General features: G+C 33.0%; 13 protein-coding genes and 1 pseudogene. 5 read left to right on the top strand and 9 right to left on the bottom strand.

Annotated elements, in window-relative coordinates; genetic code table 11:
• Nucleotides 1–647: 647 nt before the first annotated feature.
• Nucleotides 648–1,085, bottom strand: coding sequence for an archease (locus EJ01_RS11815; protein WP_048080944.1), 438 nt, complete (start codon nucleotides 1,083–1,085; stop codon nucleotides 648–650).
• A 63-nt stretch (nucleotides 1,086–1,148) separates the two neighbouring features.
• Nucleotides 1,149–3,434: a CDC48 family AAA ATPase gene (locus EJ01_RS11810; protein WP_048080945.1), complete on the bottom strand. Its 2,286-nt coding sequence runs from the start codon at nucleotides 3,432–3,434 to the stop codon at nucleotides 1,149–1,151.
• A 179-nt stretch (nucleotides 3,435–3,613) separates the two neighbouring features.
• On the opposite strand from EJ01_RS11810, the gene EJ01_RS17340 reads away from it, so the two are divergent.
• Entirely contained in the window at nucleotides 3,614–3,790 is a 177-nt protein-coding gene (locus tag EJ01_RS17340) for a hypothetical protein (protein WP_157197555.1), read from the top strand.
• A 183-nt stretch (nucleotides 3,791–3,973) separates the two neighbouring features.
• Here the strand turns inward: EJ01_RS17340 and EJ01_RS11805 are convergent, their stop codons facing one another.
• The 3 genes and pseudogenes from EJ01_RS11805 to EJ01_RS18110 all read right to left on the bottom strand — a co-directional run bounded on the left by EJ01_RS11805 (nucleotide 3,974) and on the right by EJ01_RS18110 (nucleotide 6,481).
• On the bottom strand, nucleotides 3,974–5,098 hold the full coding sequence (locus EJ01_RS11805; RefSeq protein ID WP_048080946.1) for an ORC1-type DNA replication protein: 1,125 nt from the start codon (nucleotides 5,096–5,098) through the stop codon (nucleotides 3,974–3,976).
• Nucleotides 5,099–5,390: 292 nt separating this feature from the next.
• A complete protein-coding gene (locus tag EJ01_RS11800; protein WP_048080947.1) occupies nucleotides 5,391–5,804 on the bottom strand; it encodes a zinc ribbon domain-containing protein in 414 nt (137 codons plus the stop codon).
• 494 nt (nucleotides 5,805–6,298) lie between these two features.
• Nucleotides 6,299–6,481: pseudogene (locus EJ01_RS18110) on the bottom strand (YnfA family protein).
• Between the two features lie 570 nt (nucleotides 6,482–7,051).
• On the opposite strand from EJ01_RS18110, the gene EJ01_RS11795 reads away from it, so the two are divergent.
• On the top strand, nucleotides 7,052–7,336 hold the full coding sequence (locus EJ01_RS11795; protein WP_048080948.1) for a hypothetical protein: 285 nt from the start codon (nucleotides 7,052–7,054) through the stop codon (nucleotides 7,334–7,336).
• 118 nt (nucleotides 7,337–7,454) lie between these two features.
• Here the strand turns inward: EJ01_RS11795 and EJ01_RS11790 are convergent, their stop codons facing one another.
• Entirely contained in the window at nucleotides 7,455–8,216 is a 762-nt protein-coding gene (locus tag EJ01_RS11790; RefSeq protein ID WP_048081084.1) for a 6-hydroxymethylpterin diphosphokinase MptE-like protein, read from the bottom strand.
• A 387-nt stretch (nucleotides 8,217–8,603) separates the two neighbouring features.
• Between EJ01_RS11790 and EJ01_RS11785 the strand changes: the two genes are divergently transcribed.
• Nucleotides 8,604–9,752: a pyridoxal-phosphate-dependent aminotransferase family protein gene (locus tag EJ01_RS11785; protein ID WP_048192885.1), complete on the top strand. Its 1,149-nt coding sequence runs from the start codon at nucleotides 8,604–8,606 to the stop codon at nucleotides 9,750–9,752.
• Between the two features lie 94 nt (nucleotides 9,753–9,846).
• Here EJ01_RS11785 and EJ01_RS11780 read toward each other — a convergent pair whose 3' ends face one another.
• Both EJ01_RS11780 and EJ01_RS11775 read right to left on the bottom strand, forming a co-directional pair.
• Nucleotides 9,847–10,377, bottom strand: coding sequence for a hypothetical protein (locus tag EJ01_RS11780; RefSeq protein ID WP_048080950.1), 531 nt, complete (start codon nucleotides 10,375–10,377; stop codon nucleotides 9,847–9,849).
• A gap of 89 nt (nucleotides 10,378–10,466) precedes the next feature.
• On the bottom strand, nucleotides 10,467–10,649 hold the full coding sequence (locus EJ01_RS11775; RefSeq protein WP_048080951.1) for a hypothetical protein: 183 nt from the start codon (nucleotides 10,647–10,649) through the stop codon (nucleotides 10,467–10,469).
• 515 nt (nucleotides 10,650–11,164) lie between these two features.
• Here EJ01_RS11775 and EJ01_RS11770 point away from each other — a divergent pair.
• The gene (locus tag EJ01_RS11770; RefSeq protein WP_048080952.1) at nucleotides 11,165–11,368 is read left to right on the top strand and encodes a DUF2795 domain-containing protein; all 204 of its coding nucleotides are present in this window, start codon (nucleotides 11,165–11,167) and stop codon (nucleotides 11,366–11,368) included.
• A gap of 201 nt (nucleotides 11,369–11,569) precedes the next feature.
• The gene (locus EJ01_RS16660; protein WP_052376132.1) at nucleotides 11,570–11,947 is read left to right on the top strand and encodes a hypothetical protein; all 378 of its coding nucleotides are present in this window, start codon (nucleotides 11,570–11,572) and stop codon (nucleotides 11,945–11,947) included.
• A 41-nt stretch (nucleotides 11,948–11,988) separates the two neighbouring features.
• Here EJ01_RS16660 and EJ01_RS11760 read toward each other — a convergent pair whose 3' ends face one another.
• The gene (locus EJ01_RS11760) at nucleotides 11,989–13,353 is read right to left on the bottom strand and encodes a B12-binding domain-containing radical SAM protein (RefSeq protein WP_048080953.1); all 1,365 of its coding nucleotides are present in this window, start codon (nucleotides 13,351–13,353) and stop codon (nucleotides 11,989–11,991) included.
• Nucleotides 13,354–13,516 lie beyond the last annotated feature (163 nt).

Here is a 13,516-nt window from a genome sequence, read left to right as displayed (position 1 = left end):
TCTCCCTAATCGGAGGGAAAATATGGTTTAACTCAACATTTTATTTCTGTTTAAAGGAAGTCATAGATCTCGTCGGAATTAGAAAATGATAACGTTAGGAGATTAATATAATCCTGGTTATTCGTTTCACATTTCCGTGGTTATGACTTAGTGCATTATTTGTAACCATCGGTAACCATGTTACTGGTGGTTACAATATAGCCAATGGTCATTATTGATATTTAAATGTTTTGTTTAAAAAAAGCAATGTACATATGAAGATAGAAGAAAACATAATTTTACTACATAAAACTGAAATAAATGTTTTCATAGAATTGAGGATTTAATATATCATTTTAATTAAAATAAATTTCTCTCAATTATTTTTTATTTGGATAAAAATATTACAAATATAACCGTAGGTTATTTTGTTACCAAATGATATTCTATAACTAGGAGTAAGTTAGTATATAAATGTTTTGGTTTTAAAGGCTGTATTTGGGCTAATTTCAAATTATTTAACACATAAAAATAAAATAAATTATTATTAACGCCAATTAAATCATACAATGCAAATAAAAAAAGATATTTTTAATCAGGGTTTAAATTAAGTATTAAAAATTAGTTAAATTCAATTTAATTATTATTAATAATTCCAAAAAATAATTTTATATATCCAAAATAACCTGCACCATATTCCCATCATCCTGTTTAACATCCATCATATGGTACGTAACTGCTTTAACCTCAGCCCTGCTTTCATGAATTTCGGGATTAAATTCTTCACCCCATGCTGTCCCTTTTAAAGAGAATCCTTCCTCTTTTTTCTCTATTTTGACTTTAAATTTAGAAAATATCAAAAAATCAACGTCCAGCATAACAAGAAATTCAGAAAGCCAATCATAGAGTAGAGCACATTCATCCTCTGATTCAACTTCGATTTTACGTTCTATTTCATGTTCTATTTTAGATGTATCTGTAATTACTTCAAACATTGCAAGGGCTGCATTTTCAAAGGCTTCTTCCAGCGTATTTCCATATGCCTTATAACCTACATCTGCTGTAACTTCAAAAAACTCAAACTTTTTGCTTTGACTATCGTTCACTGTGAAACCTCAAACTGTGTTAGAGAAAATATAGACATAAGGTTATATTAACCTTTGGATAATCTATGCAACTTCTCTTGGGAACTCTTCCCTCACTTTTTTAGCTTCTAACCCTCTTCCGAGTCTTCTTGCAACTTCTTCATAATACTCTTTAGTCTGTGGTGTTGTAGAAGGATTTACTTTATTTAAAGCTGCTTCAAAGTGTCTTTTTGAAACTTTTTCAATTTTAATATTTTCATGTAGGGCAATTACACCTGCTTTTCTGCACAATGCTTCTATATCTGCTCCAGAGTATCCTTCCGTCCTTTTAGAAAGATCTACAAGATTCACATTATCATCAAGAGCCATGCTTTTAGTATGGACTTTTAATATTTCAAGACGTGCCTTTTCATCAGGCGGTGAAACAAGCACAACTTCATCAAATCTTCCAGGACGTAACAATGCAGCATCAATTAAATCAGGCCTGTTTGTAGCACCAATTACAACAACACCCCTTAACTCTTCTAAACCATCCATTTCAGAGAGTAATGTGTTTACCATTCTTTCAACTACCCTTGGTTCACCTGCTGCAGATCCCCTCATAGGAGCTATAGCATCTATTTCATCAAAAAATATTATGCATGGCGATGCTTGTTTTGCCTTTTTAAATATTTCGGCTATTTTTCTTTCAGATTCTCCAAACCATTTGCTTAAAATCTCTGAGCCTTTAACTGATATAAAATTAGCCTTTGACTCTGTTGCAACCGCCTTTGAAAGCATGGTCTTTCCAGTTCCAGGCGGACCAAATAAAAGAATTCCTTTAGATGGCTGGATTCCAATCCGCTTAAAATCTTCAGAATTAGTTAACGGCCATTCTACAGCTTCCCTAAGAGTTTCTTTCAACTCCTGCAGCCCACCTATATCTTCCCAACGGATATCTGGAACTTCTATAAAGACCTCACGAAGCGCGGAGGGGTTTATTGATTTTAAAGCTTCCATAAAATTATCATTTGTTACAAATAATTTTTCCAGGACTTCTTGAGGAATGGTCTGCTCTTCAAGGTCTAATTCAGGCAGTATTCTTCTAAGTGCGTTCATTGCCGATTCTCGGCTCAAGGCTGCAAGATCTGCCCCAACAAAACCATGTGTTATATCAGCAATTTCTTCCATGTCTACATCATCTTCCAGGGGCATTCCCCTGGTGTGAATTTGCAGTATTTCACTTCTACCATCCCTATCAGGAACTCTAAGCTCTATTTCCCTGTCAAATCGTCCCGGCCTTCTAAGTGCCTGATCAAGTGCATCGGGCCTGTTTGTTGCACCTATAACTATTACTTTTCCTCTTTCTTTTAATCCATCCATGAGTGCAAGTATCTGGGCAACAACTCTACGTTCTACTTCCCCAGTAACTTCTTCCCTTTTTGGTGCAATGGCATCAATCTCATCTATAAATATTACAGTGGGTGCATTTTCTTCAGCCTCTTTAAATAAGTCCCTTATTTTTTTCTCGGCTTCTCCCACATATTTGCTCATAACCTCAGGACCGTTTATAGCAACAAAGTTTGAGCCGCTTTCATTTGCAACTGCCTTAGCAAGGAGAGTCTTTCCAGTACCAGGAGCTCCATGCAAAAGAACTCCACGGGGCGGATCAATACCAAGTCTATCAAATATTTCAGGATGGCGCAGGGGAAGTTCTATCATTTCCCTTACTTTCTCTATCTCCTGCTTTAACCCACCCACATCATCATATGTAACATCTGGAACCTTTTTTTCAACTATTTCTACAGCTTCAGGCCGCACCTCTATTTCTGTAACATCATTTATTCTTACAATACCAGCAGGGTTAGTTGATACCACTGAAAATTTAATTTCACCCAGTGAAAATGGAGTTGTAGATTCAAAAAATTCTCTAAAAACTTTCTCTCCCCCAGGGAATTCTCGGAAGGTCTCTCTCGTTCTCCGCGGAGATATTAAAGATAAAATATCTCCCCTTGCGGCTGCTCTCCCCATTATATTCCTTTTTATAATATCCCCAGATGCCATTATTCTTAATCCTTTTGTTGCAGGGGCCAGGGTAACTTTTCTGGCAATTCTTATTTTAGCATGCCTTATGGTTACAGTTTCACCTATAGATGTGCCTGCATTTGATCTGGTGAGGCCGTCCATTCTCACTATTTCAAGCCCAATATCTGCAGGATAGGCATGTCCAACTATTGCACCTGTTGTTCTTTTACCAATTATTTCAACAATATCGCCAGGTTCAACGTCCATTTCCGCAAGTAATTCATTATCCATCCTTATAATACCCTTTCCAACATCTTGCTGTAATGCTTCTGCAACTCTAAGCTCAACTTCGCCAAGTTCAGGCATTAAAATCCCTCCGTGAAAGTAAAATCAAATAATGGACAATATACTCTAATATTTATGTTAATACATTGATATATATTTTTGTAAAGTTATTCCTCCCTATTCTGATTACTTTTCATGCGCTCTCTATCTCTTCCTTTAAGTAACTGCAAATAGAGGATTTAAACAAGGAAGTGATTAATATGTTAAAAACTAGTAGAAATACCACAATTGATCTTAGAAAAAAACGAAATTATATAAATTTAGAAGAAATAAACATGGCATCCTGCATTACAATAGCAATGATTGTACTTATTTTCGTTTTAAGTGTTGCAGTATTTGCTTCATTCCCAAATTCAAATATGCCCGCAGGTATCTAAAACAAGCCATATGAAACTCCACATAACCAAATAGCCATACATTTATCTTAAATTCAATTATATTTACAGCAAACAACGTAACTTTTTATAATTATTTAGTGAAAATTAAATTTACATGCTTTAGAAATCATAGGATTTCATCATCAAAAATATTTGGTTATTCAGCATAAGTCAAAGAGATGTCTAAAGACGAGACATACATTTTTGGATTTCTTCCGTGTCGAATCTGAGTATTATAATCCTTGAGTTACCTTTTACTCCTTTTCCAGTGAACCTGGTATCTATAATCCTTAAAAATTCAAGTTTATTTAAAATACGGTTAAAAGAAGCATAACTTGACTTAGTTTTCTTACTGAACTGACTGTAAAGTTCACCTGCAGTTAAATCTACGTCTGAAGTCCGTATAAGATCCAGTAATGTTCTTTCATCATCAGATAAAGACTTGAGAGTATACATAAGATTTATAGAACCCGTATTTTTAAGTGCCTCTTGAATATGTTTTCGCTCTATTGTTTTAGATGCATCTGCTTCAGCTAGATTTCCGCTTATCCTTAAAAGGTCGATTCCTACCCTTAAATCGCCATTTGATACCGTGTATTCAGTGATTTCATCCAGTAATTCATCTGAAATCACCTCACTGTAAAAACCAATTCTTGCCCTTTCTTTTAATATATCTTTTATTTCTTCTTTTGAGTAGGGATTGAATATTATTTCCTGGGGGATGAATATGGAATTAACATTTTTATCAAGCATGAACCTGAATTCAATATCAGACAGAATAGCAAATACACCAGTTCTTACACCTTCAAATGATTCATGAGCTCTTAAAATATCATAAAATATCTTATTAGCATTCTTACTGTAAAATAAGTAATTAATATCATCTAATGCAACGATAAGGGCCTTACCTTCGTTTGAAAGGTGCTGCATTATATTTTGATAAATTCTTGAAAAGGGAACCCCTGTTTCTGGAGGAGTGTGTCCAAAAATCTTTTGATAAATCTGTGAAAATATGCCAAACCGGGTTGTATGTATCTGGCAGTTTATATAGACGCAAACCACTTTATCTGAGGTCCTTTCCACCATTTCAAAGATCTTTTTAATGGCTGTTGTTTTCCCGGTTGCACACGAGCCAAGTATAACTCCATTAACTGGCCTTCCGCTACGTAGTGCAGGCCTTATGCTGATTGCAAGGGCCTCCATTTGTGATTTTCGATACATGAAATTGTCTGGAATGTAGTCTGGATTAAATGCATCGATGTTTTTAAACAGAGTTTCATCATAGAGGAGAAGGTCATCAATGTCCATGTTCTTTACCTAAAAACTCATTATCTGAGTGGTTTTTAAATGTATTATTTTTATATCAATACTAGCTTTATTTTTATCTATTTCCTTATAAATCTATATAATACATACTACTTGTAGGCCCCACTATTTAATTATTTATTGATTCAATAAAAAAACATCATCCATAATCTATTTAGTGTAGTTATTAAAATTAAACAAAAAATAAAGCCACATATCTAATTTTTAAGGCTAGAGTTATGTAACTATAAAAAGATAAGTACTATATAATAATAAAACCCTTAAACAACTCTAATTAAGGTAAAATCCAGAACAATAAGATAACTATAATTAAAGTTAAAGAACCACAGCCAACCAGATTCCATTTTATCCGTTTATTATAATTAGATTTTAGTGGATTACTGCAAAATACGCATACTTGAGAAGTTTTTACATTTTCTTTTCCGCATTTATGACAAATATTGGAAGTATTGGGTAATTTCAATATTTTACCGCAAAATACACATATTTTTGAACTATTGATATTTTCTTTTCCGCATTCCGGGCAAATGTTTAACTTACTGGCTGATTTTTCTTGATTGTATCGTTTATGGAGTTTTTTAACATATCTTAAAGATCCTCCACATGGACACCTGCCAAAATTATCGAGGGATTCTCCCGCCTGAAGTACATAATAGCCCTTGCACTTTTCACAAACAAGATAAGGCATATAACCACCGTTTATGTTTTCCAAAATTCCATTAACTGGAATTTATCGCAGAAATTCTAAAATAAGAACTACTTCCACCACATAAACTATATATGCCTTAAATCTAATTCAGCTAAAATAACTGATATATCTAGAAATCTTAAAGCCGATTTCTTCAAATTATCTCCTCCTTTATGCCACATAATTATTTTTTAGAAGATAATAATATTATTTACTACTATATCCAAATAGAAAGAATTATATTATTTATTATTAAATAATGATAATGTTCCTGTTTATTTTATTTATTTAATTCCAAAAGAATGATTATATACGCTTAATAAAACTGAATTTTATTTTTTATATTAAATAAAAACATATTAAATATTTATAATAGGTATAATCATCCATAAGCTTTGATAATAGAGATAAATATTATCAATTAAATTTAATTCTAAAATTAAGTGTATTAACCTGCTGAAAACAGTTTAAAGCCCAACATGATCAATCCAGATCTAATTTCTTGGCCAGTACATTATTACCAGCATTCCCCTAAGACATATAATACCGCCTATTATATCAAAACGATCAGGAATTACCTTATCAACTTGCCATCCCCTAAGTAGCCATAACTATGAAAACTCCACATAAGCAGCGTAAACTCTTCCAAAATTTGCTGGCTGAAGGGTTGCAACTATTCCATACTAAAATTGCCCCACCTACAACTGCGATTCAAAAGCTTCCCCATCACGAAGCCAAATCCATATAAGATATCCTCCACCTATCCACAGAAGCCAGCAAGTACAAAACCCTCAAAAGCGTAGCATTCGAAAATTAAAAAATTTTTGATGCATGCGAAAAATTCCATTTTTCGCTGTTACGAAATTAAAAATTTTGTGAGTACCAAAAATCAAGCATGAAAAAATCTTCGATTTTTTCTGCCCCAAAAATCTAGATTTTTGAGGATTTTGAGGGATTTTCGAGTGTAACTGATTTAATAACTTCCATTTTGGCGTCTCCTCTTAAAATAAATGATTTATAATTGGCACATATCAACTAAAAAACTTACAAAATCATTTTTTATTATATCATTTAAACTATCTTTTTTTAGGCGTTTTTAACTTATTTATTTCAAGGTATGAAAATATATTAATAATATTCATCATAGTAATATTATTGTTTTGGAAATATGTTACTTAAATTCCTATTTCAAATGGTTCTATTTCCAGAAACACTTAAAAATCTTTAATTATTAGGAGAGTTTTATAATGCCAGATTGGGAAAAATACCATAAAGGTAGCTGGGAAAATTACTGGAAAGATTACTGGAAAGAAAGTGCTGGAGCAGACTGGACAGAACATGAACGAAAATACAGAGAAATGGGCAAAATTATGAATAAATTGGGAGAAACACAATTTAAAACAGCAGAACTTATAATGCAGCTTGCAAATAAAAAAGAAGGGGAAGAATACGAAAAAGAAATAGACAGTTTAGAAAATGCAATAAAAGATCTGAGGACTGTTATAGATAAAAAAAGCAGCGAATTAAAGTGAATTAATTTATTTCCATTATCTTTTTAAAATTAAATTAAGTATAAATAGTTTTTTTAAATATTAACACTCTAATTTTATTGTAAATCCCAAACAGTGCCCATTTTTATCATGGAAAATATTATTCAAACTTGATATCATCAACACCAGGCACGCTTTCTCCACCAGACATATTAACTATTTTTACATTTTCATTTTCTGCAGCCCACTGCGTAAGTTTTTTAGCATAATTCAACTTCATCTGCTTAATTTCATCAGCTTTACCTTCTGCTTCAGGTAAATCAGGCCTAGAATATTTGGTTACAATATCCCCAAAGTCCATTCCTGCAAGAAGTATAAACCTTGCCCCAAGTTCAATTGCCAGGAATATGCAACGGTCCCCATCTGTAAAACCGCCGAAATTGGACACATTTTCTAAAGGTACACTTTGAGTAGTCCCCAAAATTCGTTTTAACTCTGGAACATATTTTTTTATTTTATCAATATTATTTCCATGGGCATGAACAGCTAGAATCGCTCCTCGCTCGTTAGCCTCTATTATATCATCCACATTACCGTCTAAATCCGTAACTATAATGTCTGGAACTATATCTTTCTCTAAAAGTGCAGTTGTCGCCCCATCTGCTGCAATTAGCGTGAATTTATTTAGATCTAGTTCTTCCAGCTGATCCAGCTCGTCCAGTTCTTCGATATTTCCTTTAAGGGAAGGTCCAGCCCCAAAAATAATGGCCATATCCTTTATGTTAGTTTCGGCTATGGTTGAACTGTTATCTTCATTTAAAAGGCTGTCTAACAGTTCTGCAGATTTCTCATCATCCTCACGGCTGAAACTGAATTCTTTTAGTATTTTGTCATACCATGAAAACCAAGCATCAAGATTCATGAAAGTGGATATATTATTTTTAATAAATAAATTGTTGGAATTAAATTCAAATTTAAAAAATATGATTAATTGAAGTAAAATCATAAAAATTTAGGGTGATAAAATAGTTTGACTATTTAAGAATCAGGGACTGAAGTAAAGGTATATTAACTGTTTAATTGATAAACTTATGTGTATCTCAAAAAGAGAATCAAGTTTAATATAGTTTTTAAAATTGGAGGTTGAAGGAAAAACGGAGCGTGCAAAAATCTTCGATTTTTGCTACGCCAAAAATCCACGGTTTTTGACGTTTTTCCTGAACTTTTGAAAATTTTTATAAAAATTTTCGAAAGCCCGAACACTTGTGTTCGGTGGCCCCAAATATGTAATATTTGGAGGTTTTTTAAAATGGAGGAAACATTGCTAATGATACCCGGACCTACCAAAGTAGCTCCGCGAGTACTAAAAGCCATGTCAGATGCAGTGATGAACCACAGAAGTGCTCAATTCGCTGATATTTTAACTGAAGTCAATGAAATGATGTCAGAAGTATTCCAGACTGAAAATCCATCTTACACTATAACCGGTTCTGGAACAGCTGCAATGGAAGCTGCAGTTGGAAATGTCCTTAATAAAGGAGATAAAATTTTAAATATTGTTGGCGGAAAATTCGGAGAAAGATTTGCACAGATAGCTGAAGCTAACGGCGGTAATTTCGTTAAGCTTGATGTGGGATGGGGTAAAGCAGTAAATCCCGAAGATGTCAAAAATATTTTAGAAGAAGATGATGAAATTAAAGCTGTGACATTAGTTCACAACGAAACTTCAACAGGGGTCGCAAGCCCAATCGAAGAAGTAGGTAAAATTGTTAAAGATTATAACGCTTTATATGTTGTAGATACTGTTTCATCCCTTGGAGGGGACGACGTAGCTGTAGACGATTATAACATTGATATTTGTGTAACAGGTTCACAGAAATGTCTTGCCGCACCACCAGGAATGGCAGCAATCACAGTAAGTGATGATGCATGGGATGTAATCAATAAAGTAGACTCCAACTCATATTACTTAGACGTAAGGAAATACAAAAAATACGCAGAACATACACCATCAGAAACTCCATACACACCTTCCGTATCCTTAATGTACGCAATGCGCGAAGCATTAAACATGGTAATGGAAGAAGGTCTTGAAGCTAGAATAGAAAGACACAAATTAGCTGCATCAGCCACAAGAAACGCTGTTAAAGCTCTTGGTCTTGAACTATTTGCTGACGAAGAGGTTTCATCTACAACCGTAACTGCTGTAAAAATGCCTGAAGGCATAACTGATAAAGACATGAGGGGCACAATGAGAGATAAATATGGAATTGTGCTTGCCGGTGGTCAAGACCACTTAAAAGGCAATGTTTTCAGAATAGGCCATATGGGTAATGTTAACTACAGAGATCTTGTTGTTACAATGGCTGCTCTCGAAATGACTTTAAAAGGTCTTGGAATGGACGTTTGTCTCGGAAACGGAGTAGCAGCAGTAGAAGAGGCTTATCTTATAGGATAATTCTCTTTCTTTTTTACTATTTTTTTCGAACTGTTTTATTTATTCTGAAAATTAAAAAATAAAATCTTTACTTAAAAGAGCAAGTGCGGAATATTCATTTAGACATGTCTAAGCCGTAAACAGTTACAATAATTTGTGCAAGTGGGAGAACTGTCCAAGGGGCATTTCTTTTAAGCCATGCTGTAGAGCTTCTAATTTTAGAAGTGTTAATTTCATCTTTCTTTAATTCTTCCCTTATTATACTAACTTTTCCTATGACTTCATCTTTATTATTTAAATTTAAAGATTCTATCGTGTTATATATTTGATTAAAAGTATTTTTTATCCTGAGATCACTTGAAGTTGTAATTTCATCACTATTTTCTGCAGCTGTAAAATTAGACATGCTTGAATTTTCTATTAAGTTTATTCCTTTACCAGTTATTTTAACTGAGCTAAATTCTACTCCCAGACCAGGAGATATGTCTACATACTTTTCATCACGTAACTGAAATGCATTTTCCTCAAGTAATTTATCATCTATTTTTAATTTATCCAGCAAATAATTGCGGGCAAGATAATATCCCGGATTTTGATCGTTAAACTCGTTTAATATATCCAATATTTGTTTCTGTATCTGGTTCATAAGTTCACGCGCCTAGTTTATAAAATTAGTAATAGTCTAGAAAAATTGATTTATAAAGTTAGTATCTGTAATTAACAGTAGTACTAAAATTATTCTTCCTCTTCAGGCCATACATCCTGAACATCGACATATTCCAAGCTTGAATATGGTATCATCACATGTCCCTGGTTAAATTCTATCAAAACATATGTTTCTTCATATATTACGTCTGTAACATCTGCAAAATGCTTCTTGTTCTGCTTATTTTTAAAATATACATCAACAGTTGCCATTATTTCAACCCATATTATATTATATCCATTTTAAATTATAAAATTATCAGTACTAATAAAAAATAGGTTTATTTTTCATTATTTTACATAAAATAAATAAAATAAGCATATTTTAAAAAATGAAGTTAAATTAGATATGAAATCCGATTTTTAAGTAATTAAAAACATGAATTAGTAAGCTGTTTTTTAATATAATATGGCAACATATTACTAATCTAAACTTCAAAAATAACTTTAGACTGGTAATCACCGATTATAAATGTAATTCCAGTCTACAATCCACATTAAACTATAAATATAAACTTAACCTAAAAATAAATCCAAATCAAACATGGAATTATATTTCCAAGTAATTTTAAAGACCATAAATTAACAACTTATTTTTAATACTACATAACAACATATTAATAATTCAAACTCCAAAAATAACTTTAGACTGGTAATTAATGATTATAAATGTAATTTCAGTCTACAATCCCCATTAACTTATAAATAAATGATAAAAGGTGAAAATTATGCCATGCGGGACGATTGAGGAAGTAGAACCATTTTTAAAGGGTCTCCTGTACCCTGCAACTAAACAGGATATAATGGAACAAGCTAAGAAAAATAATGCAGATTATGTGGTTTTAGAAACATTAGGTAGTATGGACGAAAAAACATATTATGATCGTAAAGGTTTAGTGGGAGTACTCAGGAAAACAATTGCAAAAAGCTGAGAAACAATCATTCCACATTATAAATCATCGTTGGCCCATAAACATATTTTTTTATATTTTAAATAAGAGTGCTAATTTTAAACTGTAAATTTTTAAACGCTTTTTAATCACTCAAAGTTAACTTCTATTTTAGATCAGTTACCACAATATTTATTCATATTAATAACAGACTCATAAAAGTAGAATATTAATGGTGAAATTATGGGTTACCTTGTCTGTAAAGATTGTGGAGATTATTACGAGCTTCAACCTGGAGAAACTGCCAACGATTATGATCGGTGCCGGTGCGGAGGAAAACTCATATATAGAAAATATTTAAACAGCAGTATTGATGACTTTAATGTTTTATCTAAGGAAAAAAGCTCTAAAAGTAAACTAAATAGTTCAAAAATGATTAAACCTCTAGGATTAGGCATATTGTTTATCTTTGGCTTATTAATTAAATTCCATGCTTTTAATTACATAATATATTATTTTGCACGTTCTAATTCCAACTTTTTATTTTCGTCCCCAGTTTATATGGTCCTTTTAATAGTTTTGGGGTTCTTTTTAAGTTATCTTGGAAGATACGTCCGGTGATAAGCACCTAAAATAAAATAGTTACTGTAAAAAATTACAGCTTACTTATGTTTACTAACATCCTTAAGAATAGCAAGTATTGTTTTTAAAATAATGGGGCCATCCATACGTGTCTGGCGCAAAATATAACCGGGTCGAAGATAAAATTCCCTGAAAGCCTTCCTTTGCATTTTTCTAAGCTCTTCAAGAGAACAGTCCACAGTTTCAAGGACAGGGGTCATTAAAGAATATTTGGACCAATCATTTATCTTAATTAAGTTCTCTTCCTTTGCTTTCATGTAAAACCTGGTGCCAGGATAAGGTGTTGCCAGTGAAAAAATAGCATAAGACGGGTTTAAGTTTTTAACGAAATCTATTGTATTTCTAATGCTTTGTTTAGTGTCGCCAGGCATTCCAAGCACTGCAGATGCTATGGTCCGGACATCAAGCTCCCTTGTAAGTTCAAATGTCCTTTTAATTTTTTCGATGGTTGTCTGCTTATTTAAATTATCCAGCTGCTGCTGATCTGCAGATTCAACACCTACAAAAAGAGTTATGCACCCCGCGTCCTTCATTTTTTCTAAAATATCCTTTGACAGAGTATCTACCCTGGCTGTACATCCCCAGTATACATCTAAATCCCTTTCTTTCATTTTTGTGCATATCTCTTCAACGCGCCTCTTGTTTACAGTGAATGTATCGTCCATAAATGCGATCATATCAGCATCATGGTCGTTGATCAGGTGCTCCATCTCATCGACAATATTTTCAGCAGACCTTAATCTCAACTTGTGGCCGTGCATAGCTGCTGATGAACAAAACGAACATTGAAATGGGCAGCCTCTTCCCGAAATAAGTGTACCTACAGGTAATTTCGAATTTAAAATTTTATACTTGTCCATAGGGAGAAGGTGCCTGGCAGGAAATGGAATTTCATCCAGGTTTTCAATAATTGGCCGTGGAGGTGTTTTAAAATCTTTAGTAGCTATTCCCTTAACTTTTCTTAAATCACCGCCGCTTTCAATGGTCTCTGCAAGTTCAAGCATGGTGTATTCGCCTTCACCACAAACTACAATATCTACAAAATCGTTCTTTAAAACTTCATCATACGTAAAAGTAGAATGATATCCTCCTAAAACAACATATGCATCAGGACACACTTTTTTCCCAATTTTAGCAGTCCTGAGGCCCTGATCGATTGCAGGTGTCACTGCAGTAACGGCTATAATATCTGGCGAATACTTAGGAATTTCTTTTTCAAGCTCTTCCCAGCTCATTTCAAGGGCAGAACCATCTATGATCTTAACATCAACCCCATTTTCTTCAAGAACAGCTGCTATGTATGCTATTCCCAGTGTAGGGGCTACAAGACCTATGAATTTGTATTTTGAAGCGGTATCTGGCGGATTTATTAATAAAACTTTCATTGTATCACCCTTCGCCTTTTGTGTAAAATATTATAAATTTAAATCAATTCATTTAATATCGCATCATTCTAAATAATATTATTGTTTTAAGTAAATCAGTTAGTCATTTTACATAATAACTTAATAAAACATTTCTTTCTCATTTTCAAGTGAAGTTATTGTT

The sequence above is a fragment of the Methanobacterium veterum genome (genome assembly GCF_000745485.1).
In the GTDB taxonomy this organism is placed as follows: Archaea; Methanobacteriota; Methanobacteria; order Methanobacteriales; family Methanobacteriaceae; genus Methanobacterium_D; species Methanobacterium_D veterum.
The sequence above is the reverse complement of the archived record's forward strand: the minus strand, read 5'-3'. Positions and strand labels throughout refer to the sequence as shown.

Bases quoted from the DNA above. Each gene is read 5' to 3' on its own strand.
- EJ01_RS11810 (WP_048080945.1), bottom strand. From the start codon at position 3,434: ATGCCTGAACTTGGCGAAGTTGAGCTTAGAGTTGCAGAAGCATTACAG.
- EJ01_RS17340 (WP_157197555.1), top strand. From the start codon at position 3,614: ATGTTAAAAACTAGTAGAAATACCACAATTGATCTTAGAAAAAAACGA.
- EJ01_RS11805 (WP_048080946.1), bottom strand. From the start codon at position 5,098: ATGGACATTGATGACCTTCTCCTCTATGATGAAACTCTGTTTAAAAAC.
- EJ01_RS11800 (WP_048080947.1), bottom strand. From the start codon at position 5,804: ATGCCTTATCTTGTTTGTGAAAAGTGCAAGGGCTATTATGTACTTCAG.
- EJ01_RS11795 (WP_048080948.1), top strand. From the start codon at position 7,052: ATGCCAGATTGGGAAAAATACCATAAAGGTAGCTGGGAAAATTACTGG.
- EJ01_RS11790 (WP_048081084.1), bottom strand. From the start codon at position 8,216: ATGAATCTTGATGCTTGGTTTTCATGGTATGACAAAATACTAAAAGAA.
- EJ01_RS11785 (WP_048192885.1), top strand. From the start codon at position 8,604: ATGGAGGAAACATTGCTAATGATACCCGGACCTACCAAAGTAGCTCCG.
- EJ01_RS11780 (WP_048080950.1), bottom strand. From the start codon at position 10,377: ATGAACCAGATACAGAAACAAATATTGGATATATTAAACGAGTTTAAC.
- EJ01_RS11775 (WP_048080951.1), bottom strand. From the start codon at position 10,649: ATGGCAACTGTTGATGTATATTTTAAAAATAAGCAGAACAAGAAGCAT.
- EJ01_RS11770 (WP_048080952.1), top strand. From the start codon at position 11,165: ATGCCATGCGGGACGATTGAGGAAGTAGAACCATTTTTAAAGGGTCTC.
- EJ01_RS16660 (WP_052376132.1), top strand. From the start codon at position 11,570: ATGGGTTACCTTGTCTGTAAAGATTGTGGAGATTATTACGAGCTTCAA.
- EJ01_RS11760 (WP_048080953.1), bottom strand. From the start codon at position 13,353: ATGAAAGTTTTATTAATAAATCCGCCAGATACCGCTTCAAAATACAAA.